General features: G+C 42.5%; 14 protein-coding genes, 4 tRNA genes and 6 rRNA genes. 21 read left to right on the forward strand and 3 right to left on the reverse strand.

Annotated features, from left to right (window positions below):
• Position 1: 1 nt before the first annotated feature.
• The 7 genes from gspJ to cysQ are packed head-to-tail and all read left to right on the forward strand — an operon-like array spanning position 2 to position 5,506.
• Positions 2 to 658, forward strand: coding sequence for a type II secretion system minor pseudopilin GspJ (gspJ, locus tag HWV00_RS01605; protein WP_211684409.1), 657 nt, complete (start codon positions 2 to 4; stop codon positions 656 to 658).
• The gene (gspK, locus tag HWV00_RS01610; RefSeq protein WP_211684410.1) at positions 655 to 1,629 is read left to right on the forward strand and encodes a type II secretion system minor pseudopilin GspK; all 975 of its coding nucleotides are present in this window, start codon (positions 655 to 657) and stop codon (positions 1,627 to 1,629) included. The genes gspJ and gspK overlap by 4 nt, the downstream gene beginning before the upstream one ends.
• Positions 1,626 to 2,840: a type II secretion system protein GspL gene (gene gspL, locus HWV00_RS01615; protein WP_211684411.1), complete on the forward strand. Its 1,215-nt coding sequence runs from the start codon at positions 1,626 to 1,628 to the stop codon at positions 2,838 to 2,840. The genes gspK and gspL overlap by 4 nt, the downstream gene beginning before the upstream one ends.
• On the forward strand, positions 2,837 to 3,310 hold the full coding sequence (gspM, locus tag HWV00_RS01620) for a type II secretion system protein GspM (protein ID WP_211684412.1): 474 nt from the start codon (positions 2,837 to 2,839) through the stop codon (positions 3,308 to 3,310). The genes gspL and gspM overlap by 4 nt, the downstream gene beginning before the upstream one ends.
• Positions 3,307 to 4,062 (forward strand): type II secretion system protein N, encoded by a 756-nt coding sequence (locus HWV00_RS01625; protein WP_211684413.1) that lies wholly within the window; start codon positions 3,307 to 3,309, stop codon positions 4,060 to 4,062. Before gspM ends, HWV00_RS01625 begins: the two co-directional genes overlap by 4 nt.
• Positions 4,063 to 4,108: 46 nt before the next feature.
• A complete protein-coding gene (gene nudE, locus HWV00_RS01630) occupies positions 4,109 to 4,654 on the forward strand; it encodes an ADP compounds hydrolase NudE (protein WP_211684414.1) in 546 nt (181 codons plus the stop codon).
• 45 nt (positions 4,655 to 4,699) lie between these two features.
• Positions 4,700 to 5,506 (forward strand): 3'(2'),5'-bisphosphate nucleotidase CysQ, encoded by an 807-nt coding sequence (gene cysQ / locus HWV00_RS01635; protein WP_211684415.1) that lies wholly within the window; start codon positions 4,700 to 4,702, stop codon positions 5,504 to 5,506.
• A gap of 77 nt (positions 5,507 to 5,583) precedes the next feature.
• Here cysQ and HWV00_RS01640 read toward each other — a convergent pair whose 3' ends face one another.
• Positions 5,584 to 6,957, reverse strand: coding sequence for a sodium-dependent transporter (locus HWV00_RS01640; RefSeq protein ID WP_211684416.1), 1,374 nt, complete (start codon positions 6,955 to 6,957; stop codon positions 5,584 to 5,586).
• A gap of 329 nt (positions 6,958 to 7,286) precedes the next feature.
• Here HWV00_RS01640 and fabR point away from each other — a divergent pair, with 329 nt between their 5' ends.
• Together fabR and HWV00_RS01650 are read left to right on the forward strand one after the other, a co-directional pair.
• Positions 7,287 to 7,907: an HTH-type transcriptional repressor FabR gene (fabR, locus tag HWV00_RS01645; RefSeq protein ID WP_211684417.1), complete on the forward strand. Its 621-nt coding sequence runs from the start codon at positions 7,287 to 7,289 to the stop codon at positions 7,905 to 7,907.
• Between the two features lie 23 nt (positions 7,908 to 7,930).
• Positions 7,931 to 8,293: a DUF1422 family protein gene (locus HWV00_RS01650; RefSeq protein ID WP_211684418.1), complete on the forward strand. Its 363-nt coding sequence runs from the start codon at positions 7,931 to 7,933 to the stop codon at positions 8,291 to 8,293.
• A 90-nt stretch (positions 8,294 to 8,383) separates the two neighbouring features.
• On the opposite strand, the gene trmA is transcribed toward HWV00_RS01650, so the two are convergent.
• Entirely contained in the window at positions 8,384 to 9,484 is a 1,101-nt protein-coding gene (gene trmA, locus HWV00_RS01655) for a tRNA (uridine(54)-C5)-methyltransferase TrmA (protein ID WP_211684419.1), read from the reverse strand.
• 373 nt (positions 9,485 to 9,857) lie between these two features.
• On the opposite strand from trmA, the gene HWV00_RS01660 reads away from it, so the two are divergent.
• Positions 9,858 to 11,663 carry a TonB-dependent receptor domain-containing protein gene (locus tag HWV00_RS01660; RefSeq protein WP_211684420.1) on the forward strand — a complete coding sequence of 602 codons (1,806 nt, stop codon included), beginning with the start codon at positions 9,858 to 9,860 and terminating at the stop codon, positions 11,661 to 11,663.
• A 126-nt stretch (positions 11,664 to 11,789) separates the two neighbouring features.
• Positions 11,790 to 12,578, forward strand: coding sequence for a glutamate racemase (gene murI / locus HWV00_RS01665; protein WP_211684421.1), 789 nt, complete (start codon positions 11,790 to 11,792; stop codon positions 12,576 to 12,578).
• Positions 12,579 to 12,592: 14 nt separating this feature from the next.
• Here the strand turns inward: murI and HWV00_RS01670 are convergent, their stop codons facing one another.
• Positions 12,593 to 13,048 (reverse strand): RNA-binding protein, encoded by a 456-nt coding sequence (locus HWV00_RS01670; protein WP_211684422.1) that lies wholly within the window; start codon positions 13,046 to 13,048, stop codon positions 12,593 to 12,595.
• Positions 13,049 to 13,734: 686 nt separating this feature from the next.
• Between HWV00_RS01670 and HWV00_RS01675 the strand changes: the two genes are divergently transcribed.
• The 10 genes from HWV00_RS01675 to HWV00_RS01720 all read left to right on the forward strand — a co-directional run bounded on the left by HWV00_RS01675 (position 13,735) and on the right by HWV00_RS01720 (position 24,495).
• Positions 13,735 to 15,279 (forward strand): 16S ribosomal RNA (locus tag HWV00_RS01675).
• A gap of 77 nt (positions 15,280 to 15,356) precedes the next feature.
• Positions 15,357 to 15,433: transfer RNA gene (locus HWV00_RS01680), tRNA-Ile, on the forward strand.
• Between the two features lie 22 nt (positions 15,434 to 15,455).
• Positions 15,456 to 15,531, forward strand: a tRNA-Ala gene (locus HWV00_RS01685).
• A 274-nt stretch (positions 15,532 to 15,805) separates the two neighbouring features.
• Positions 15,806 to 18,697, forward strand: a 23S ribosomal RNA gene (locus HWV00_RS01690).
• Positions 18,698 to 18,837: 140 nt separating this feature from the next.
• Positions 18,838 to 18,953: ribosomal RNA gene (gene rrf, locus HWV00_RS01695) — 5S ribosomal RNA — on the forward strand.
• Between the two features lie 321 nt (positions 18,954 to 19,274).
• A 16S ribosomal RNA gene (locus tag HWV00_RS01700) occupies positions 19,275 to 20,819 on the forward strand.
• A 100-nt stretch (positions 20,820 to 20,919) separates the two neighbouring features.
• Positions 20,920 to 20,995, forward strand: a tRNA-Glu gene (locus tag HWV00_RS01705).
• A 219-nt stretch (positions 20,996 to 21,214) separates the two neighbouring features.
• Positions 21,215 to 24,106: ribosomal RNA gene (locus HWV00_RS01710) — 23S ribosomal RNA — on the forward strand.
• 140 nt (positions 24,107 to 24,246) lie between these two features.
• A 5S ribosomal RNA gene (gene rrf / locus HWV00_RS01715) occupies positions 24,247 to 24,362 on the forward strand.
• The 16S, 23S and 5S rRNA genes sit together here with 4 tRNA genes alongside, the layout of an rRNA operon.
• A gap of 56 nt (positions 24,363 to 24,418) precedes the next feature.
• A tRNA-Asp gene (locus tag HWV00_RS01720) sits at positions 24,419 to 24,495 on the forward strand.
• The last annotated feature ends 102 nt before the right edge of the window (positions 24,496 to 24,597 follow it).

Here is a 24,597-nt window from a genome sequence, read left to right on the forward strand (position 1 = left end):
GATGAGTCGAGTAAATAAAAAACATCAAAGTGGCTTTACGTTAATCGAAATGATGATTGCAATCGCTATCTTCGCAATATTAAGTCTGGGCGCTTATCAGGTATTACAAGGCGTATTACGCAGTGATGAAATATCAGCAGAGCGCGGTAATGCGCTAAAGCAGTTACAACGCGCGATGGTTTTTGTAGAACGTGATTTCCAGCAAATGAATGCACGTAATAATCGCAGTGATGATGAGTTAACGGCGATGCCACTACAAGCTGGAAAGTTTATGTTTGATAGTGATGAAGATGGAATCGCATTTGTGCGAAGTGGTTGGCGTAATCCATTATCTCAGTTACCTCGTTCATCATTGCAGCGAGTGATGTATCGCGTTAAAGATTCATATTTAGAACGTTTAAGTTACGTGTATTTAGATCCTACTACGGGTGAAGAGCCGAAGAGACAACGCATTTTAGATAATGTTGAATCACTGACATTTGAGTTTTACGACCAGAATAAGTGGCATGAGACTTGGGCGAATAAAAAGGCGCTACCTGATGGTGTTAAAATGACGCTGACATTAAAACGCTTTGGCGAAATTCAGCGTTTATTCTTATTGCCTAAAGCAACCGTTGACAGTAATAGAAGTGATAATGAAGAGGAGTCTAGCTCATGATATACGCTCCTAAACAACGCGGTATTGCATTGCTGACAGTGTTACTCATTCTTGCAGTGATGGTGGTTATTGCCAGTAATATGTCTTCACGCTTACAACTTGAATTACGTCGTACCAGCAATGCAATGACACATCAGCAAGCGTTATGGTATGCCTACGGTGCTGAAGCATTAGTAGAGAAAGGTTTAAAGCAAGCATTGAAAGATGATAGCACCATTAATCTAGATCAGTATTGGGCAGCCGAGGGCATGATCTATCCGGTTGAAAATGGTCAAATTGGCGGCCAAGTGTTTGATCTACAGGCCTGCTTTAATGTTAATGCGGTTACCGGACCAGATAAAGACGCGCAAGCCCCTTTAGCCGTACGTCAGTTCCGTAATTTGTTAGAGCAATTGGAATTGGATGCGTATGAAGCTGAACAACTCAGTGATGCACTACGTGATTGGATTGATGCTGATACCAATGTCGTGTCTAGCTATGGTGTTGAGGATGCGTATTATGAATCACTTAATTATCCTTATCAGGCTGGTAATCAACGACTACTGAGTGCGACAGAGTTACGTGCAATAAAAGGGTTTAATCAGGTGACTTATCGTAAAGTTCGCCCTTACTTATGTGCATTACCGACATCGACATTAAAGGTTAACGTTAATACGATTGCAGTTGATAAGGCTGAGATATTAGCTGGATTATTTTCAGGGAAGTTATCGTTAGATTTAGCTAAGTCTATCTTAGAAGAAAGACCAAGTGGTGGTTGGGAGAAAACAACTGATTTTTGGGCTTTACCTATGCTGGTTAATATTAAAATGAGTTCCGAAGAAAAAAGTGTATTTGATGTGAAAAGTAGTTATTTTGTTGCGTTACTACAGGCTGAGTTTGATAGTGCAACGATTAAAGTAGAGTCAGTATTTAAAGCTGAAAGTAAAGATAGCGTTTATGTTATTCGTCGACAATTCGGAGGAGCTCAATGAGTGAGCAATTAGTAGTAAGGCTTGGTAGTGAAAGTCGACAAGCAATACATTGGTTGGTTTGGTCAAGTGTAGAAAGTGAAATCATTGCATCGGGTATTTTGGCTAACGCCTCCGATCTGCGTGAATTAAAGTCACGTGCTGGTGGCCGGCCGATTATTACGTTAGTACCAAGTTGTGATGTGACATTTAAAGATGTTGAATTACCTGGCCGTAGTAATAAACAATTACTCAATGCGCTTCCTTACATGCTAGAGCAAGAGCTTAGCAGTGACATTGATAAATTACACTTTTCAGTTTTAGATAAAGTAGCAAATACAGTTTCTGTTGCTGTTATAGCACATGACAAAATGCAGCAATGGCTGACTTGGCTAGAAGATGCGGAGTTGGTGTGTGAACAATTTATCCCAGATACGTTGACACTACCATACAGTGATGAAAGTTGGAGTGCGGTTGAATTAGATAATCAGTGGCTTATTAGACAAACTCGTACGCAAGGTATGTGTATTGAAACGGATCTGCTTGGTTTTGTATTCGCAGCATCTGATAATGCCGACGCTGACGATAGTACCGTGCAAACTGTCATAAGCTATTCTGCTATCGAGCCTCTTACGTTAGCTCACTGGCAACAAGGTGATATTGAGCTGCCAATGAAGCTTTGTGCTGAAGGAGCTGTTACAAGTCGTTATAACTTATTGCAAGGGCAATACCAAATTGTACGTGAAGAAAACGTCGCATTGAAATTATGGCGTGGTACGGCAATTGCCGCAGGCTTAGTACTTATTGTGTTGTTTGCTAATCAGTTTGTAATGTTAAATAAACTAGAGCAGCAGCAAGCCGCGTTAGAAAATGATATTAAGCAAGTTTATAAAACGGTATTTAAACCGAAAAAAATGCGCCTTAATACACGTTTAGTCAAAAAACAGATGCAAAGTCGATTGAATGACTTACGTGGTGGCGGTGATAGTTCAGGCTTTTTAGTTATGTTGAGCAAACTCACGCCTACTTTTAAACAGTTGCCAGGTATTCAACCTATTTCAGTCCGATATGATTCGAAACAAGCATCATTACGATTACAAGCAAGTGCAGTTGATTTTCAAGTGTTTGATACATTTAAAGCATCGTTATCAACACAGTTTAATGTTGCACAAGGGACGTTAAGCCAACGAGATGGCCGAGTCCAAGGTACGCTTGATATTAAGGATAAAAAATGAAGTCACATTGGCAACAATTAGAACAAAAAGAAAAGCAGCTAATCAGTATATTAATCGCCACCTTGTTACTTGCTGGTGGCTATTGGTTACTTTGGCAGCCGTTACAAAATGATATAGTGAATACTCAACGAAAAGTGAACGTGCAAACGCAAACACTGGCAGATGTTAAAGTCATTGGACAAAAGATAATGGATTTACAGGGCGGGCAAGCTGCGCGTTCTGAGACTGGTGATCTGAATCAGTTGGTCAGCCGCAGTGCTGCACGTGACAAAATTGTAATCACACGTATACAAGCTAAAACAGACAATCTACAAGTATGGATTGATGATGTAAATTTTAACAAATTAACGGCTTGGTTAGAAAAGTTAAACAAACAATATGGTATCGAGATACAGAATATTGACCTGAGTGTATCGGATACCAAAGGTATGGTTAAGGTACGTCGACTACAATTAGGAAAAAGAGCATGAGAAATAAAATCCTAGGCCTATGCTTTATCGTGTTTGCTTACGCTTCTTTCCTTATCGGCACATTACCAGCTACGTTAGCATTGTCATATGTACCGTTACCCGCTAATTTAACGATAAGCCAAGTTGAAGGTACAGTGTGGGAAGGGGAAGCAAAACGTGTATCGTTTGATAATATTAATGTTGACGATATTCGCTGGAATACATCGTTTATCGCGTTGTTAACAGGCAATGTACAAGTTGATGTTGAATTTGGTCGTGGCAAAAATAGCTTACGCGGTAATGGTGAAATTGGCTATTCAAGTGCAGGTGTTTATGCGCAAGATTTTACTGCTACGGCAAGTTCAGAGTGGTTAATTGCAGCGAGCAATGTACCATTACCAGTGACAACGAAAGGTTTAGTTAAGTTAACGCTCGTCGAAATGCAGCAAGGCCAACCTTGGTGTGAGCAGCTTGACGGACAGTTGAGTTGGTCTAATGCAGAAGTTGAATCTTTATTAGGTAATATCATGATTGACTCTGCGGTAGCAAAGTTGAGTTGTGATAAAGGTGCGGTTGTTGCCAATATTAAACAAAGCTCTAATCAACTTAAATTATCTGGTATAGCGAAGTTAGAAGGTAAAGGGAAGTACACACTTTCAGCCGTACTTGTTCCAAGTAATGAATTACCAGAATCAATACGCAGTAATTTACGTTATGTTGGTAAAGAAAATGCCAACGGTGAATATAAGATTAATTACGCTGGGCGTATATAGATGTTTTTATATCTAGCCAGTGTAATGACAAGGATGCAGAATTAAAATGACACATCAGAAACCAAAAATATTAAATACGCGTATCGTCGCTGAAAGTCGATTGTTTAAAATTGAGTCTGTCGCCCTTCGTTTTTCAAATGGGGTTGAACGTACCTACGAGAGAATGAAAGGTGGTGGTCATGGTGCTGTCATGATGGTGCCTATAGATGCCGAGAATAACCTTATCTTGATCCGTGAGTATGCAGTTGGTACCGAGCGTTATGAGTTAGGTTTTCCTAAAGGTGCAATTGATAAAGGCGAAACATCATTGATTGCGGCTAACCGAGAGCTAATGGAAGAGATTGGATTTGGGGCTAAAACGTTAACGTTACTTAAAGAAGTTAATTTAGCACCGAGTTATTTTTCAGCTCGCATGCAAATCTATCTTGCTCAAGGATTGTATCCTGAATCTTGTGAAGGTGATGAACCGGAACCACTTGAAATTATAAAGTGGCCATTATCGAAGGCTCATGAGCTTCTTGATAACGACGAAATCACAGAATCACGTGCTATTTGTGCATTATTACTTGCCCTTAAACAATTAGATAAGTAATACTAAATCATTAAGCTATGGCGAGAATAAAGTAGGAAGTGCGATATGCAAGTAATGACCTTAATTCCAGAGTTAAAAAAAATTGCACGCGGCACTGGTGCAGTTATTTATGATATTTATAAGTCGGGAGAGTTCGAACAAGAAATAAAGCTTGATCACACTCCGGTCACTAGTGCTGACATCGCAGCTCATCAATATTTATTAGCACAGTTGACGTTGCTAACTCCTGATATTCCAATCCTCTCTGAAGAAGACTGCGACATAGACACTGCGGAGCGTCAATCTTGGGATACTTATTGGTTATTAGATCCTCTTGATGGAACACAAGAATTTATTTCTCGTAGTGGTGACTTTGCAACGATCATTGCATTAGTACATAAAAACAAACCTGTTCTAGGTATGATTTACGGTCCTAAAGATGATGTTTTATATTGGGCTGTTGATGGCGAAGGCGCATATAAAGAAACACCAGAAGGTGAGGAACGTATATTTAGTCACACATGCCAGCAACCATTAACGAGTTTGAATGTTGTTGTGAGTCGAGTTCAGAACCCTGATAACATCCGACAATTAGTAGCAGATGAAATTGACTTAGAACTGCAATCTTTAGGCTCTGCAAGCTTAAAAGGGTGTTTGGTTGCTGAAGGTAAAGCTGATTGCTATGTACGCTTAGGTATTACTGGTGAGTGGGATACCGCTGGCACACAATGCATTGTTGCAGAAGCGGGCGGTGCGATTCTGGACCTGAATTTAAATCCGTTGTCTTATAACCAACGTGAGACATTAAAAAACCCAGATTTTATCGTATTTGGAGATCGTAATTTAGCATGGTCAGACATCTTAACAAGATAAGCTAAATCGATATAAGACAAACAAAAAGGTCAGCAATAAGCTGACCTTTTTGTTATTTACTTAGCTGTTATAACGTATTACTGGAATGATGTTACTACCAGAATAAGTACTAATACAGGGCAAACAAACTTAACGTATACAGGCCAGATCTTCCAGAAGATAGAATGCTCTGTTACACCCTCTTGCTCTCTGATTTCTGCCATTAAGCCTTTACGACTCCAAACCCAACCAGCGAAGACGGCAACACCTAAACTAATCAGTGGTTGTGCGTATTGCGTTGTGAGTGTTATTACAAAACCAAATAGCGATGAGAAGTTAAAGACAATCACTAAACTTAATGCTGTAACGATAGTACCAACGATATAAGCTGCTTTCTTACGCGTCATTGATGCGCGCTCTGCAAGATAGCTTGTTGGTGACTCCATCATACCAATAGCAGATGTTAATGCGGCTACAAACAGTAACGCAAAGAATAGAATCGATACAGGGTATTGTGCAGCGCCCATTGTTTCAAATAATGCTGGTAATACCGTGAATACAAGCGTATCTGAGCTAAGCAGACTTCCATCAGCAGCAAAAATTTCAACACCGTTGTGCGCAGCAACGTACATCGCAGGTAAGATAACCATACCCGCAACAAATGCGACTGCTGTATCCATTAATGTTACTTGTGCCGCTAGCTTAGCAATGTTGTCTTTTTTGTTTAAGTAAGAACCGTATACCATCATGCAACCGCTGCCCAATGAGAGCGAGAAGAATGTTTGACCTAAAGCACCAATTAACACGTCTCGGTCCATGATTCGACTAAAGTCTGGAATCAGTAATGCTTGTATACCAAGCTCTGCACCTGGCTGAGTGACAATATAAACCATTGCAGCGATAAGCATTAAAAATAAGAGTGGCATTAAACGTTTCGACCACTTTTCAATGCCGTCTTCTACACCTTGCTGGATCACGACGATAGTGAACATCGCAAATATCACCGTAAATATAATATTACGTGATAATGACATATCAACTAACCAACTCGCAGTCGTTGTTGCACCTATGATCTCAGCTACGGGAGCAAAGGTATTACTGATAAACCAACCCGATAAAATACCGTAGAAAGAGAAAATCAGTGCTGACGTTACAATTGCTGACAGACCAATAATAATACCAATTAACTTAACGCTTTTACTTTTAGCCAGCTTACTTAATGCGTTTGCTGGATTTGTTTGTCCATGTCGACCGATCATCAGTTCAGCAATTAACATTGGATAGCCAAGCATAAAAATGAGGACAAGATAAACAAGTAAGAAAGCACCACCGCCATTACTCGCTGCTTGAGTTGGAAACCCCCAAATGTTACCTACACCGACTGCAGAACCTGCTGCAGCCATAATGAAACCGAATTTTGAACTAAACTGACCGCGTTTAGTTGACTCTATTGTTGTGCTGATGGTCGACATAACTCTCCGTGTAAACTTTTATTTACTTTTGATTTTATTTGTAACTAATTGTTTACGGCTAATATCCTATTTAAAGCAGTAATAGTCAATTGTTACTGCTGTTTATTTATTAAAAAGTGGACTTAATCGCTATTCATTGGCAATTAAGACTGTCTTTAACGCTGTTTAAGTTGAGTGTCATCTTTTCTTTACGGTATGCTTTGTAGAACTTAGTTATTGTTTATTTTTGTAGAGTGAGGGTGAGAGGGAAATAAGTTAGTTACTGCTAATGTCGAAAGTAGTATTATAATATCCGTGTTAACAACCCCTTAATTAATGACATTTAAATTATGACCGGAATTAGAGCTCAGCAAAAAGAAAAAACCCGCCGTTCACTGATCAATGCGTCGTTTCGACTGGTGACAGCTGAACGCAGCTATTCAAACTTAAGCTTACGTGAAGTTGCACGTGAGGCTGGGATCGCGCCAACATCTTTTTATCGCCATTTCTGTGATATGGAAGAGTTAGGTTTAACCATGGTTGATGAAGGCGGTTTGACATTAAGGCAATTAATGCGTCAAGCTCGACAGCGTATTGAAACGGGTGGTAGTGTCATAAAAACTTCCGTAGAAACATTTATGGAGTTTGTCGAACAGAATCCAAATATTTTTCGCGTGTTGTTACGTGAACGCTCTGGTACATCAGCCGCTTTTCGCGCCGCAGTAACGAGAGAATTACGCCACTTTGGCGCCGAGCTGACAGATTACATCGAAGTTTCTAGCAAGTTAAGTCGTGATGAAGCAACTGTCCAATCTGCGGCAATGGTCACAATTGTTTTTAATGCTGGCGCTGAATCTTTAGATTTATCGAACGAAGAGCGTCGAGCATTGTCCGAACGTACTATAATGCAGTTAAGAATGATTGCAAAAGGCGCAGCGGTATTAAAAATGACAAGAGGTACTACGCTGTAAACCCTGAACATTGAGGTATCTAAATGACGACAAAGAATCAAGCGGGTTATAAACCATTATATTTTTCCTTTTTAGCTGGCTTATGTGGTAACGCAACATTAGCAACATTGATGATAAGCGTTGTTCCATTCAGTATCTTTCCGCTTATAGCATTAGTGCTGGTGGCCTATAATTGGTATCAAGTTTATATGACAAGCGCAATCGAGAGTCATATAAGTAAATCATCGTTAGGTCTATTTATAATAGGTGTACTGACGTATACAACATTTGTACGGATGGAATATCCAGAACTAGGCAGTAACTTCTTACCCTTGATGTTGGTATTGGGTTTATCTGCTTGGGTTGCAAAAACCGTTGGTGTATTTGATCGTAAAACACAAGCGTAATATCGAACTTATAAAAAAGCCCGTTAGCATATTGTTAACGGGCTTTTATCTATCTAGTTTTTAGTTAATGTTCTTATTTAACTTTTTTCGTTAGCTCTTTTTTGTTAAATAGACACCTGATTCAACATGATGCGTATAAGGGAATTGGTCGAATAAGGCAAAACGTTCGATATTATGAGTTTGACTTAGAGACTCTAAATTATCGCTTAATGTTTCAGGGCTACAAGAGATATAAACGATATTATCGTATTCTTGTACCATTTTAACAGTTTCAGCATCTAGACCTGCACGCGGCGGATCGACAAAAATTGTGTTGCAATTGAATGTAGTCAAATCAACTTTTGCATCTTTAAGACGATTAAATTCACGTTCACCATTAATCGCAATCGTAAACTCTTCAGCTGACAGGCGTAAAATAGTTAAATTATCTAACCCATTCTCTGCGATATTATATTGTGCCGATTGTACTGATGATTTAGAAATCTCAGTTGCTAATACTTTCTCGAAGTTTGGTGCAAGTGCGATAGAAAAATTACCGTTACCACAATAAAGTTCCAGCAGATCACCACTACACTCTTTTGTTACGTCTAATGCCCATTCCAGCATTTTTTGGTTCACGACACCGTTAGGTTGCGTGAAACTGTTTTCAACTTGCTTGTATTTTAATTTCTTACCAGCAACATCAAGTTCTTCGACAACAAATTCGCGATCAAGTACCACTTTTTGCTTTCTAGCTCGACCAATGATATTGATATTAAAGCGTTCGCTAAGCTTTTCTTTTAATGCTTTTGCTTCAGCGATCCATTCATCACTTAGTTGGCGATGGTAAAGTAAGCTTACTAGCAGTTCGCCGCTTAGTGTTGATAAAAAGTCTACTTGGAAAAGTTTAAAGCGTAATAATTTTGATTGTTTTAATTCTACGATTAGCGCTGGCATGATTTCGTTAATCAACTTGCTACCAGGCAGGAAATAATCGATTTTGATTTTTTGCTTTGTTTCTTGATCAAACATGATGTAGTCAAGATCGTCGCCATCATGCCAAACGCGGAATTCAGCTCGTAGACGGTAGTTCTCTGCTGGAGAGTCGAACACTTCCAATTCTGGTGGTGAGAATTTTTTAAAGATTTCACGCTGACGAGTTGCTTTGTCATCAAGTTGTGATTGGTAGTTATCGGGATGCATTTCGATCATGTGGACTCACCGTGGTTGATACTGAACAAAAGAGTAGGGATTGTAAGACTCAAATATTGTTTGTCCAGTACATTTTCAATTCCATTTATACCAAATGCCCAAAAAATAAATGTACGAATTATAAATATACATTTATCTCACATAATTCTATAATTTCGGCCGTTATTAATTCTAGGGTTTAGTCACTAGTTTAGTATCGAATATTTATTGGGGGAATCCAGTTAGAATCTGGACCTGTCGCGCAACGGTGATAGTGCTTAGCACTTAAGGCCGGTCTCCAATATGGAACCTGAGTAATTAATAAAATAATAAATACTCAATTTTGCTGAATGATTCGGCTTATTTTTCTACGCGTAAATAGGAAAAATTTACAATGTCTAAAAAACTCCTAGCAACTGCATTATTGCCGTTTGCTGCTCTTGCCCAAGATCCATCTTCTATAAATAATGACGAAGTAACAGTTGTTACTGCCAACCGTGTTGAACAAGCTGTTTCTGATGTGATAGCGCCTATTTCTATTATCACTCGTGATGATATTGAATTAACGCAAGCACAATCTCTTACTGATGTTTTCCGTATGTTACCAGGTGTCGACGTTGCAGTTAACGGTGGTCGTGGTCAAACTGCAAGTGTCTTTGTTCGTGGTGGTGAGTCTGATCATGCGTTGGTACTTATTGATGGTGTTAGATTGGTTACCTCTGTTTCTGGTTTTATTGATTTTAATCAGATACCAATTAACCAGGTTGAAAGAATAGAATTTATCCGAGGTGCGCGTGCTGCGATTTATGGCTCTGAAGCTGTATCTGGTGTTATTAATATTATCACTAAGGGTGGGCTTCAAGATTCAGTATCTGTAAGTGCTGGTTTAGGAAGTAATAATTATAAAACCTCTAATTTATATCTATTTACTAATATAACTGAAAATACGTCAGCTAAGGTTACTGCAAATTTTGAAGCTACAGATGGCTACAATGTAAAGCCTTATCCTGGTTTGAATGACGGCGATGAGCATGGATTTGAAAGTGATAGTTATTCTTTCTTGTTAAATCATAAATTTAATCAGAACATTTCAGGCTTTGCTCAATTAAGATATTATCAAAATACGTATGAGTATGTAGATACTTCGACTTACAATAATAATCCTCATTTAGGTAAGAAAAACGAAGGTCAAGTTGAAAATAAATCAACGACAGTAGGTTTAAAATATAAGCTGAATAGTCTTGAATCAAGTATCCAATATTCTCAATCTGAGCAAGACGATGTACACTTTAGTCTGGTCGGTTCTTCACCTACCTTTTCATATAGCAGCCAGTATGAGCAAGAAACATTAAACTGGATTTCTAACTACGTATTTAATGATCATTTTGCTTTATCTGGCGGGTTAGATTGGGCTTCTCAAACTTTAGGGGAAGATACTAGGGATAATAAAGCGGTATCATTAAACTTAATGACTAACGTTGATACTCTTTCGATTAATACAGCAGTGAGAACTGACGATAACGAGCATTATGGTACGAATACAACTTGGAATATTGGTGCTGGATGGTTTGTTAATCCAATAGTTCGTTTAACTGCTAATGCTGGTACTGCGTTTAAAGCTCCTAGTTTGTATGAATTAAGTCCTAACAGTGGCAATCCAGAGCTTAAACCTGAAGAGTCTATCGGGTATGAAACTGGAGTTGAGGTTTTTACTGACTTGGTTAATGTGTCTTTACAGGGTTATAGAAACGAAGTCGATAATTTAATTGAATATAATTATGCTACTTATGGTTATAGCAATGCTTTAGGTAAGAATGTTTTACAAGGCGCTGAACTGTCATTAGATTTTGATACTAGTATTGTTTCAAATACCGTATCACTTGAATATCTAGATGCAAAAGATGCGAATGGCAATGACTTAGTTAGACGTGCGAAGCATAAGGCTAAATGGCAAGGTATTGTGAGCTTTAATGATATTGATTGGTCTCTGCAATATTTATATCAAGGTGAGCGATTTGATATAAACGATGTAGTTTTATCATCGTATAGTCTTTGGAATTTATCTGCTCAGTATCAAATAACATCTCAATTTAAGTTATCGGGTCGTATAGAAAATTTATTAGATAAAGAATACGAAACTGTAGATGGTTACCCTACACCTGAACGTGGTTATTATATTAATGCAAGTTATGAATTTTAATTTGTAATTACACATAAACATCATGATGAGAAGCCAGCGATATGCTGGCTTCTTTATATCAAGCTATTCCAATTCAGCCCACCCTTGATTATCATATGGCATTTATAATAATCCAGTGGTTTGTACATGAGTAAAATATTGATTTTTGATTCTGGTGTAGGTGGTATATCTATATATAAAGCAATCAAAGAGCAATTACCAAAAGCAGACTACCTTTATTTGTTTGATAATAAGTATTTTCCTTATGGCGAACTTGATCCGGATTTTCTGATTGAACGTGTTTGTCAGTTAGTTGGGTATATGTATAAGACGTTTAGCCCTGACCTTGTGGTTATCGCGTGTAACTCTGCCAGTACGTTAGTCTTACCTGCTTTACGTAAACGATTTCCTATTCCTTTTGTCGGAGTTGTTCCTGCGATTAAACCTGCTGCATTACAAAGTAAGAAGAAGAAAATTGGCTTGCTAGCCACTCCTGGAACTGTTTCTCGAGATTATACTCAGGTACTTGTTAATGAACATGCACAAGATTGTGCGATCGAAATGATCGGAACAACAAATTTGGTGTTACAAGCTGAAAATAAACTGTATGGAAACCCTGTCGATCTAGAAGAAATAAAAAAAGTTGTATCAACGTGGACGATTACAGAAACGAGTCCAGATATAGTCGTTTTAGGTTGCACTCATTTCCCACTATTAATAGCCGAGTTAGAAGAGAGTGTCGGTAAGCATATTAAATTTATTGATTCAGGTATGGCTATTGCGTCACGTGTTAAGTCTATTTTAGGCGATGAGTATCTTCCTATCGCTGAACAGAACTCTGGAAAAGCTTTTTGTACTAAAATTCAGGTACAAAAAAAGCTGACTCACCTATTTAATGAAATAGGGTTAAGTCAGCCTTTATATATAGAGATATAATTCAGTAAAGAAAATTATTCAGCAGAGTGAACAGTACGTTCATTTGCCTCACGTACTTTTAATGTCCGTTGTTGATATTCTGCATCATTAAGCGATTGAATTGCTTCTACCGCATCAGCCTCTGGCATTTCGACAAAACCAAAACCACGACGTTTACCTGTATGCTTATCTTTCATTAAGCGAACAGATAATACCTGCCCATGTTCTGCAAATAATGTACGTACTGATGTTTCATTTGCTCGGTAAGGTAAGTTCCCTACATATAATGTCGTTGTTTCTACAGCTGCGCTGTTTGAAGATGAAGGAGTCGTGAGTTTAATTGTAATACCAGTAATAATTGCACCAATAGCAAATGCAATAGGCGCTGGTATTGTATTTCCTATAAAGGAAAGCGCCGCAAAACCAATTGCTGCAATCGCCACCGAAATAACGGATGCTCGAGTTGCATTGGATAAAGTTGAAAAGCCCATCGTTTTAAAGAACCTCTGAAAACACATAAGTGATTAATATTAAAGAATAAATTATAAATTGTTACTCTTGTCCCTAATAGTAACTAATATCTAGAAGAGCGACAATCCGTCTCAATGTATCAATAAAAAGCTACAAAAAATCATAGCTGTGTCTTATTTTGTCAAAAAATGTATGAAATACAAACAAAAATATTGCATTCATTAAAATATAAATGACTAATCTGTGTGTAAGTTGGTGATAAGTTGTTATTAATATAATCTTTCGTTTTTTATGTAGAAAAGTCTTGTCATCATCGGCCATCTCTCTATAATGCGACCTCACTGACACGGCAATAGCCGCTAAGTAAAGGTGATTATCAGTATCGAAAGTTACTTGTTAAACTTCCTGAAATAAAGTGCAAATATGTGCTTGACTTCGAAATTGGCTTGTGTAGAATACGCAGCCTGACTACGACGCAAAGCGTTGAGGTAGATGTTCTTTAACAATTTATTCAAGCAATCTGTGTGAGTACTTACAGAGATATAATGACCAAAAATTATATCAATGTAATTATGAACATTAAATTAAATCGAAAGATTTGGTTTTATAAACAACAAACCTCGGTTTGTTGTTGAAGTACAGAATTCATTGAGCCGACTTGATACTTATTATCAGTAATGATTTTAGGCATCAGTCAAAAAACTTTTAATTGAAGAGTTTGATCATGGCTCAGATTGAACGCTGGCGGTAGGCTTAACACATGCAAGTCGAGCGGAAACGAAGAATAGCTTGCTATTCTGGCGTCGAGCGGCGGACGGGTGAGTAATGCTTGGGAATCTGCCTAGTCGAGGGGGACAACAGTTGGAAACGACTGCTAATACCGCATACGACCTACGGGTGAAAGGGGGCCTCTTCTTGAAAGCTCTCGCGACTAGATGAGCCCAAGTGGGATTAGCTTGTTGGTGAGGTAAGAGCTCACCAAGGCGACGATCCCTAGCTGGTCTGAGAGGATGATCAGCCACACTGGAACTGAGACACGGTCCAGACTCCTACGGGAGGCAGCAGTGGGGAATATTGCACAATGGAGGAAACTCTGATGCAGCCATACCGCGTGTATGAAGAAGGCCTTCGGGTTGTAAAGTACTTTCAGCGAGGAGGAAAGGTAAGTAGTTAATAACTGCTTACTGTGACGTTACTCGCAGAAGAAGCACCGGCTAACTCCGTGCCAGCAGCCGCGGTAATACGGAGGGTGCAAGCGTTAATCGGAATTACTGGGCGTAAAGCGCATGCAGGCGGTTTGTTAAGCGAGATGTGAAAGCCCCGGGCTCAACCTGGGAACTGCATTTCGAACTGGCAAACTAGAGTTCTTGAGAGGGTGGTAGAATTTCAGGTGTAGCGGTGAAATGCGTAGAGATCTGAAGGAATACCAGTGGCGAAGGCGGCCACCTGGCAAGTAACTGACGCTCAGATGCGAAAGCGTGGGTAGCAAACGGGATTAGATACCCCGGTAGTCCACGCCGTAAACGATGTCTACTCGGAGTTTGGTTCCTTGAGAACTGGGCTCTTAAGCTAACGCATTAAGTAGACCGCCTGGGGAGTACGGCCGCAAGGTTAAAACTCAAATGAATTGACGGGGGCCCGCACAAGCGGTGGAGCATGTGGTTTAATTCGATGCAACGCGAAGAACCTTACCTACTCTTGACATCCATAGAACTTTTCAGAGATGAATTGGTGCCTTCGGGAACTATGAGACAGGTGCTGCATGGCTGTCGTCAGCTCGTGTTGTGAAATGTTGGGTTAAGTCCCGCAACGAGCGCAACCCTTATCCTTATTTGCCAGCACGTAATGGTGGGAACTCTAAGGAGACTGCCGGTGATAAACCGGAGGAAGGTGGGGACGACGTCAAGTCATCATGGCCCTTACGAGTAGGGCTACACACGTGCTACAATGGCGCATACAAAGGGCTGCAAACCAGCGATGGTAAGCGAATCCCATAAAGTGCGTCGTAGTCCGGATTGGGGTCTGCAACTCGACCCCATGAAGTCGGAATCGCTAGTAATCGTGAATCAGAATGTCACGGTGAATACGTTCCCGGGCCTTGTACACACCGCCCGTCACACCATGGGAGTGGGCTGCACCAGAAGTCATTAGCTTAACCTTCGGGAGGGCGATGACCACGGTGTGGTTCATGACTGGGGTGAAGTCGTAACAAGGTAGCCCTAGGGGAACCTGGGGCTGGATCACCTCCTTACGTAAAGTTGTTAATTTTTGTAAGTGCCCACACAAATTGCTTGAATAGAGAAATTAAAGACATAGTAAAATGTCAGTAGGACTGTAGCTCAGTTGGTTAGAGCGCGCCCCTGATAAGGGTGAGGTCGGTAGTTCAAATCTACTCAGTCCTACCAATTTTACTAGCCACAATGATGTGGGGCTATAGCTCAGCTGGGAGAGCGCCTGCCTTGCACGCAGGAGGTCTGCGGTTCGATCCCGCATAGCTCCACCACATCATGTTCTCAGGAAGAGACCAAAGTTAAATCTGCTTAGAATAGCAAGCGACTTAACTTTGGTTTTTTTAACTCTGAAATTCAGAGTTAGAGACGAAAACTATGCTTTTAGCATATGCTCTTTAAAAATTTGGAAAGCTGAATAAATAAAGAAGTTCTTAAAACACGTTACGATTAAGTTCGTAACAATATAGTGTTCTTGAGTATTCTTGAGGCGAAAAAAACTAGATAATACCTAGTTATTTCAATTGTACGGTCGACTTTAGATTGTATGGTTAAGTGACTAAGCGTATACGGTGGATGCCTAGGCAGTCAGAGGCGATGAAGGACGTGTTAATCTGCGTTAAGCTGTGGGGAGTTGATAAAAAGCGTTAATCCACAGATTTCCGAATGGGGGAACCCACTCTACTTTGTAGAGTATCGTAACGTGAATACATAGCGTTACGAAGCGAACCGGGAGAACTGAAACATCTAAGTACCCCGAGGAAAAGAAATCAATAGAGATACCCTTAGTAGCGGCGAGCGAACGGGGTCTAGCCCTTAAGCAGTTTGGAAGTTAATGGAAGATTCTGGAAAGTTTCACGATACAGGGTGATAGTCCCGTACATGAAAACGACCTTACTGTGAAATCGAGTAGGACGGCACACGTGATATGCTGTTTGAATATGGGAGGACCATCTTCCAAGGCTAAATACTACTGACTGACCGATAGTGAACCAGTACCGTGAGGGAAAGGCGAAAAGAACCCCTGTGAGGGGAGTGAAATAGAACCTGAAACCGTATACGTACAAGCAGTGGGAGCAGACTTGTTCTGTGACTGCGTACCTTTTGTATAATGGGTCAACGACTTAATTTCAGTAGCAAGGTTAAGCGAATAGCGGAGCCGTAGGGAAACCGAGTGTTAACTGCGCGAATAGTTGCTGGGATTAGACCCGAAACCCGGTGATCTAGCCATGGGCAGGTTGAAGGTTGAGTAACATCAACTGGAGGACCGAACCGACTAATGTTGAAAAATTAGCGGATGACTTGTGGCTGGGGGTGAAAGGCCAATCAAACCGGGAGATAGCTGGTTCTCCTCGAAAGCTATTTAGGTAGCGCCTCGCGTCTAACTATTGGGGGTAGAGCACTGTTAAGGCTAGGGGGTCATCCCGACTTACCAACCCTTTGCAAACTCCGAATACCAATAAGTTCAATCGCGGGAGACACACGGCGGGTGCTAACGTCCGTCGTGGAAAGGGAAACAACCCAGACCGTCAGCTAAGGTCCCAAAGTGTATGTTAAGTGGGAAACGATGTGGAAAGGCTCAGACAGCCAGGAAGTTGGCTTAGAAGCAGCCATCTTTTAAAGAAAGCGTAATAGCTCACTGGTCGAGTCGGTCTGCGCGGAAGATTTAACGGGGCTAAACATACCACCGAAGCTACGGATGCAAGACTTGTTCTTGCATGGTAGAGGAGCGTTCTGTAAGCCGTTGAAGGTGAGTTGAGAAGCTTGCTGGAGGTATCAGAAGTGCGAATGTTGACATGAGTAACGATAATGGGGGTGAAAAACCTCCACGCCGAAAGACCAAGGGTTCCTGTCCAACGTTAATCGGGGCAGGGTGAGTCGACCCCTAAGGCGAGGCCGAAAGGCGTAGTCGATGGGAAACTGGTTAATATTCCAGTACTCACTTATATTGCGATGGGGTGACGGAGAAGGTTAGGCTAGCATGGCGATGGTTGTCCATGTTTAAGGTTGTAGGCTGTATTCTTAGGCAAATCCGGGAATACATTAAGGCTGAGAACTGATGACGAGTCTCTACGGAGATGAAGTAGTTGATACCCGGCTTCCAGGAAAAACCTCTAAGCTTCAGATATAAGAGAATCGTACCCCAAACCGACACAGGTGGTTAGGTAGAGAATACTAAGGCGCTTGAGAGAACTCGGGTGAAGGAACTAGGCAAAATGGTACCGTAACTTCGGGAGAAGGTACGCCAATGATGGTGAAGGACTTGCTCCGTAAGCTATTGTTGGTCGCAGAGAAATGGTGGCTGCAACTGTTTATTAAAAACACAGCACTGTGCAAAATCGAAAGATGACGTATACGGTGTGACGCCTGCCCGGTGCCGGAAGGTTAATTGATTGGGTTAGACTTAGGTCGAAGCTCATGATCGAAGCCCCGGTAAACGGCGGCCGTAACTATAACGGTCCTAAGGTAGCGAAATTCCTTGTCGGGTAAGTTCCGACCTGCACGAATGGCGTAATGATGGCCACGCTGTCTCCACCCGAGACTCAGTGAAATTGAAATCGCTGTTAAGATGCAGTGTACCCGCGGCTAGACGGAAAGACCCCGTGAACCTTTACTATAGCTTGGCACTGAACATTGAACCTACATGTGTAGGATAGGTGGGAGACTGTGAAACATTGTCGCTAGATGATGTGGAGTCTATCTTGAAATACCACCCTTGTACGTTTGATGTTCTAACGTAGGCCCCTTATCGGGGTTGCGGACAGTGTCTGGTGGGTAGTTTGACTGGGGCGGTCTCCTCCCAAAGAGTAACGGAGGAGCACGAAGGTTGGCTAAACATGGTTGGACATCATGTGGTTAGTGCAAAGGCATAAGCCAGCTTAACTGCGAGACAGACACGTCGAGCAGGTACGAAAGTAGGTCTTAGTGATCCGGTGGTTCTGAATGGAAGGGCCATCGCTCAACGGATAAAAGGTACTCCGGGGATAACAGGCTGATACCGCCCAAGAGTTCATATCGACGGCGGTGTTTGGCACCTCGATGTCGGCTCATCACATCCTGGGGCTGAAGTTGGTCCCAAGGGTATGGCTGTTCGCCATTTAAAGTGGTACGCGAGCTGGGTTTAGAACGTCGTGAGACAGTTCGGTCCCTATCTGCCGTGGGCGTTTGAGAATTGAGAGGAGCTGCTCCTAGTACGAGAGGACCGGAGTGGACGAACCACTGGTGTTCGGGTTGTTATGCCAATAGCATTGCCCGGTAGCTAAGTTCGGAACTGATAACCGCTGAAAGCATCTAAGCGGGAAGCAGGCCTCGAGATGAGTTCTCACTGGGACTTTAAGTCCCCTGAAGGGCCGTTGGAGACTACAACGTTGATAGGCAAGGTGTGTAAGTGCTGTGAGGCATTGAGCTAACTTGTACTAATTACCCGTGAGGCTTAACCATACAAATTAAAGTATGATTAATTGAAATATCGACTTAAGAATAGATTGAACACTTTATGTTTTAAAGACTTCTTTATTTATAGCTTTTCAAATTTTAAAGATTGAAACCATGTGTTTCAAGTTGAAAGCAAATAGAATTTGCTTGGTGACCATAGTGTTACGGTACCACCTGATCCCATTCCGAACTCAGTAGTGAAACGTAATAACGCCGATGGTAGTGTGGGGCTTCCCCATGTGAGAGTAGGGCATCGCCAAGCGCCAAATACCTTTTATTTAAGACATTGTCCTAGGTAAATGAAATTGATGTAACTAACGTTACAGCAATTTTCAGATAATACTCGTTTGAGTGTCATTTGAAAATTGCCGTGTTTACACGCCAATGCTCTTTAACAATTTATTCAAGCAATCTGTGTGAGTACTTACAGAGATATAATGACCAAAAATTATATCAATGTAATTATGAACATTAAATTAAATCGAAAGATTTGGTTTTATAAACAACAAACCTCGGTTTGTTGTTGAAGTACAGAATTCATTGAGCCGACTTAATCAACGATGTTGATTAGTCAAAAAACTTTTAATTGAAGAGTTTGATCATGGCTCAGATTGAACGCTGGCGGTAGGCTTAACACATGCAAGTCGAGCGGAAACGAAGAATAGCTTGCTATTCTGGCGTCGAGCGGCGGACGGGTGAGTAATGCTTGGGAATCTGCCTAGTCGAGGGGGACAACAGTTGGAAACGACTGCTAATACCGCATACGACCTACGGGTGAAAGGGGGCCTCTTCTTGAAAGCTCTCGCGACTAGATGAGCCCAAGTGGGATTAGCTTGTTGGTGAGGTAAGAGCTCACCAAGGCGACGATCCCTAGCTGGTCTGAGAGGATGATCAGCCACACTGGAACTGAGACACGGTCCAGACTCCTACGGGAGGCAGCAGTGGGGAATATTGCACAATGGAGGAAACTCTGATGCAGCCATACCGCGTGTATGAAGAAGGCCTTCGGGTTGTAAAGTACTTTCAGCGAGGAGGAAAGGTAAGTAGTTAATAACTGCTTACTGTGACGTTACTCGCAGAAGAAGCACCGGCTAACTCCGTGCCAGCAGCCGCGGTAATACGGAGGGTGCAAGCGTTAATCGGAATTACTGGGCGTAAAGCGCATGCAGGCGGTTTGTTAAGCGAGATGTGAAAGCCCCGGGCTCAACCTGGGAACTGCATTTCGAACTGGCAAACTAGAGTTCTTGAGAGGGTGGTAGAATTTCAGGTGTAGCGGTGAAATGCGTAGAGATCTGAAGGAATACCAGTGGCGAAGGCGGCCACCTGGCAAGTAACTGACGCTCAGATGCGAAAGCGTGGGTAGCAAACGGGATTAGATACCCCGGTAGTCCACGCCGTAAACGATGTCTACTCGGAGTTTGGTTCCTTGAGAACTGGGCTCTTAAGCTAACGCATTAAGTAGACCGCCTGGGGAGTACGGCCGCAAGGTTAAAACTCAAATGAATTGACGGGGGCCCGCACAAGCGGTGGAGCATGTGGTTTAATTCGATGCAACGCGAAGAACCTTACCTACTCTTGACATCCATAGAACTTTTCAGAGATGAATTGGTGCCTTCGGGAACTATGAGACAGGTGCTGCATGGCTGTCGTCAGCTCGTGTTGTGAAATGTTGGGTTAAGTCCCGCAACGAGCGCAACCCTTATCCTTATTTGCCAGCACGTAATGGTGGGAACTCTAAGGAGACTGCCGGTGATAAACCGGAGGAAGGTGGGGACGACGTCAAGTCATCATGGCCCTTACGAGTAGGGCTACACACGTGCTACAATGGCGCATACAAAGGGCTGCAAACCAGCGATGGTAAGCGAATCCCATAAAGTGCGTCGTAGTCCGGATTGGGGTCTGCAACTCGACCCCATGAAGTCGGAATCGCTAGTAATCGTGAATCAGAATGTCACGGTGAATACGTTCCCGGGCCTTGTACACACCGCCCGTCACACCATGGGAGTGGGCTGCACCAGAAGTCATTAGCTTAACCTTCGGGAGGGCGATGACCACGGTGTGGTTCATGACTGGGGTGAAGTCGTAACAAGGTAGCCCTAGGGGAACCTGGGGCTGGATCACCTCCTTACGTAAAGTTGTTAATTTTTGTAAGTGCCCACACAAATTGCTTGAATAGAAACGTTAAAGACAACGTTTGGGATGAAATCCAAACGTCGAAAGTAAATTGTGTCCCGTTCGTCTAGAGGCCTAGGACACCGCCCTTTCACGGCGGTAACACGAGTTCAAATCTCGTACGGGATACCACTTTTCTTTCTGATTAAAAATCAAAGCTAAGTATTACTACTTATCTTTGCTTTTTAGCAAATTGCTCTTTAAAAATTTGGAAAGCTGAATAAATAAAGAAGTTCTTAAAACACGTTATTGCTTCGGCAATAACAATATAGTGTTCTTGAGTATTCTTGAGGCGAAAAAAACTAGATAATACCTAGTTATTTCAATTGTACGGTCGACTTTAGATTGTATGGTTAAGTGACTAAGCGTATACGGTGGATGCCTAGGCAGTCAGAGGCGATGAAGGACGTGTTAATCTGCGTTAAGCTGTGGGGAGTTGATAAAAAGCGTTAATCCACAGATTTCCGAATGGGGGAACCCACTCTACTTTGTAGAGTATCGTAACGTGAATACATAGCGTTACGAAGCGAACCGGGAGAACTGAAACATCTAAGTACCCCGAGGAAAAGAAATCAATAGAGATACCCTTAGTAGCGGCGAGCGAACGGGGTCTAGCCCTTAAGCAGTTTGGAAGTTAGTGGAAGATTCTGGAAAGTTTCACGATACAGGGTGATAGTCCCGTACATGAAAACGACCTTACTGTGAAATCGAGTAGGACGGCACACGTGATATGCTGTTTGAATATGGGAGGACCATCTTCCAAGGCTAAATACTACTGACTGACCGATAGTGAACCAGTACCGTGAGGGAAAGGCGAAAAGAACCCCTGTGAGGGGAGTGAAATAGAACCTGAAACCGTATACGTACAAGCAGTGGGAGCAGACTTGTTCTGTGACTGCGTACCTTTTGTATAATGGGTCAACGACTTAATTTCAGTAGCAAGGTTAAGCGAATAGCGGAGCCGTAGGGAAACCGAGTGTTAACTGCGCGAATAGTTGCTGGGATTAGACCCGAAACCCGGTGATCTAGCCATGGGCAGGTTGAAGGTTGAGTAACATCAACTGGAGGACCGAACCGACTAATGTTGAAAAATTAGCGGATGACTTGTGGCTGGGGGTGAAAGGCCAATCAAACCGGGAGATAGCTGGTTCTCCTCGAAAGCTATTTAGGTAGCGCCTCGCGTCTAACTATTGGGGGTAGAGCACTGTTAAGGCTAGGGGGTCATCCCGACTTACCAACCCTTTGCAAACTCCGAATACCAATAAGTTCAATCGCGGGAGACACACGGCGGGTGCTAACGTCCGTCGTGGAAAGGGAAACAACCCAGACCGTCAGCTAAGGTCCCAAAGTGTATGTTAAGTGGGAAACGATGTGGAAAGGCTCAGACAGCCAGGAAGTTGGCTTAGAAGCAGCCATCTTTTAAAGAAAGCGTAATAGCTCACTGGTCGAGTCGGTCTGCGCGGAAGATTTAACGGGGCTAAACATACCACCGAAGCTACGGATGCAAGACTTGTTCTTGCATGGTAGAGGAGCGTTCTGTAAGCCGTTGAAGGTGAGTTGAGAAGCTTGCTGGAGGTATCAGAAGTGCGAATGTTGACATGAGTAACGATAATGGGGGTGAAAAACCTCCACGCCGAAAGACCAAGGGTTCCTGTCCAACGTTAATCGGGGCAGGGTGAGTCGACCCCTAAGGCGAGGCCGAAAGGCGTAGTCGATGGGAAACTGGTTAATATTCCAGTACTCACTTATATTGCGATGGGGTGACGGAGAAGGTTAGGCTAGCATGGCGATGGTTGTCCATGTTTAAGGTTGTAGGCTGTATTCTTAGGCAAATCCGGGAATACATTAAGGCTGAGAACTGATGACGAGTCTCTACGGAGATGAAGTAGTTGATACCCGGCTTCCAGGAAAAACCTCTAAGCTTCAGATATAAGAGAATCGTACCCCAAACCGACACAGGTGGTTAGGTAGAGAATACTAAGGCGCTTGAGAGAACTCGGGTGAAGGAACTAGGCAAAATGGTACCGTAACTTCGGGAGAAGGTACGCCAATGATGGTGAAGGACTTGCTCCGTAAGCTATTGTTGGTCGCAGAGAAATGGTGGCTGCAACTGTTTATTAAAAACACAGCACTGTGCAAAATCGAAAGATGACGTATACGGTGTGACGCCTGCCCGGTGCCGGAAGGTTAATTGATTGGGTTAGACTTAGGTCGAAGCTCATGATCGAAGCCCCGGTAAACGGCGGCCGTAACTATAACGGTCCTAAGGTAGCGAAATTCCTTGTCGGGTAAGTTCCGACCTGCACGAATGGCGTAATGATGGCCACGCTGTCTCCACCCGAGACTCAGTGAAATTGAAATCGCTGTTAAGATGCAGTGTACCCGCGGCTAGACGGAAAGACCCCGTGAACCTTTACTATAGCTTGGCACTGAACATTGAACCTACATGTGTAGGATAGGTGGGAGACTGTGAAACATTGTCGCTAGATGATGTGGAGTCTATCTTGAAATACCACCCTTGTACGTTTGATGTTCTAACGTAGGCCCCTTATCGGGGTTGCGGACAGTGTCTGGTGGGTAGTTTGACTGGGGCGGTCTCCTCCCAAAGAGTAACGGAGGAGCACGAAGGTTGGCTAAACATGGTTGGACATCATGTGGTTAGTGCAAAGGCATAAGCCAGCTTAACTGCGAGACAGACACGTCGAGCAGGTACGAAAGTAGGTCTTAGTGATCCGGTGGTTCTGAATGGAAGGGCCATCGCTCAACGGATAAAAGGTACTCCGGGGATAACAGGCTGATACCGCCCAAGAGTTCATATCGACGGCGGTGTTTGGCACCTCGATGTCGGCTCATCACATCCTGGGGCTGAAGTTGGTCCCAAGGGTATGGCTGTTCGCCATTTAAAGTGGTACGCGAGCTGGGTTTAGAACGTCGTGAGACAGTTCGGTCCCTATCTGCCGTGGGCGTTTGAGAATTGAGAGGAGCTGCTCCTAGTACGAGAGGACCGGAGTGGACGAACCACTGGTGTTCGGGTTGTTATGCCAATAGCATTGCCCGGTAGCTAAGTTCGGAACTGATAACCGCTGAAAGCATCTAAGCGGGAAGCAGGCCTCGAGATGAGTTCTCACTGGGACTTTAAGTCCCCTGAAGGGCCGTTGGAGACTACAACGTTGATAGGCAAGGTGTGTAAGTGCTGTGAGGCATTGAGCTAACTTGTACTAATTACCCGTGAGGCTTAACCATACAAATTAAAGTATGATTAATTGAAATATCGACTTAAGAATAGATTGAACACTTTATGTTTTAAAGACTTCTTTATTTATAGCTTTTCAAATTTTAAAGATTGAAACCATGTGTTTCAAGTTGAAAGCAAATAGAATTTGCTTGGTGACCATAGTGTTACGGTACCACCTGATCCCATTCCGAACTCAGTAGTGAAACGTAATAACGCCGATGGTAGTGTGGGGCTTCCCCATGTGAGAGTAGGGCATCGCCAAGCGCCAAACAATGTCGAAAGACTATAATTTAGACTGATAATATCAGCACAGATTGTGCGGAGCGGTAGTTCAGTTGGTTAGAATACCGGCCTGTCACGCCGGGGGTCGCGGGTTCGAGTCCCGTCCGCTCCGCCAACAAATAAAAAAAGCCTGAATCTTACGATTCAGGCTTTTTTTATGCCTGAAATTTGAGTTTATAAAAATATGTTGAACCAGTAGCTCAACAGTATTATTAAT

This window comes from Moritella sp. 24, assembly GCF_018219155.1.
Classification (GTDB): Bacteria; Pseudomonadota; Gammaproteobacteria; order Enterobacterales; family Moritellaceae; genus Moritella.

Excerpts from the sequence above, each read along its gene's own strand:
- HWV00_RS01660 (WP_211684420.1), top strand. The coding sequence starts at position 9,858 with ATGTCTAAAAAACTCCTAGCAACTGCATTATTGCCGTTTGCTGCTCTT.
- HWV00_RS01625 (WP_211684413.1), top strand. The coding sequence starts at position 3,307 with ATGAGAAATAAAATCCTAGGCCTATGCTTTATCGTGTTTGCTTACGCT.
- trmA (WP_211684419.1), bottom strand. The coding sequence starts at position 9,484 with ATGATCGAAATGCATCCCGATAACTACCAATCACAACTTGATGACAAA.
- HWV00_RS01670 (WP_211684422.1), bottom strand. The coding sequence starts at position 13,048 with ATGGGCTTTTCAACTTTATCCAATGCAACTCGAGCATCCGTTATTTCG.
- murI (WP_211684421.1), top strand. The coding sequence starts at position 11,790 with ATGAGTAAAATATTGATTTTTGATTCTGGTGTAGGTGGTATATCTATA.
- gspK (WP_211684410.1), top strand. The coding sequence starts at position 655 with ATGATATACGCTCCTAAACAACGCGGTATTGCATTGCTGACAGTGTTA.
- fabR (WP_211684417.1), top strand. The coding sequence starts at position 7,287 with ATGACCGGAATTAGAGCTCAGCAAAAAGAAAAAACCCGCCGTTCACTG.
- gspL (WP_211684411.1), top strand. The coding sequence starts at position 1,626 with ATGAGTGAGCAATTAGTAGTAAGGCTTGGTAGTGAAAGTCGACAAGCA.
- gspM (WP_211684412.1), top strand. The coding sequence starts at position 2,837 with ATGAAGTCACATTGGCAACAATTAGAACAAAAAGAAAAGCAGCTAATC.
- cysQ (WP_211684415.1), top strand. The coding sequence starts at position 4,700 with ATGCAAGTAATGACCTTAATTCCAGAGTTAAAAAAAATTGCACGCGGC.
- HWV00_RS01650 (WP_211684418.1), top strand. The coding sequence starts at position 7,931 with ATGACGACAAAGAATCAAGCGGGTTATAAACCATTATATTTTTCCTTT.
- gspJ (WP_211684409.1), top strand. The coding sequence starts at position 2 with ATGAGTCGAGTAAATAAAAAACATCAAAGTGGCTTTACGTTAATCGAA.
- HWV00_RS01640 (WP_211684416.1), bottom strand. The coding sequence starts at position 6,957 with ATGTCGACCATCAGCACAACAATAGAGTCAACTAAACGCGGTCAGTTT.
- nudE (WP_211684414.1), top strand. The coding sequence starts at position 4,109 with ATGACACATCAGAAACCAAAAATATTAAATACGCGTATCGTCGCTGAA.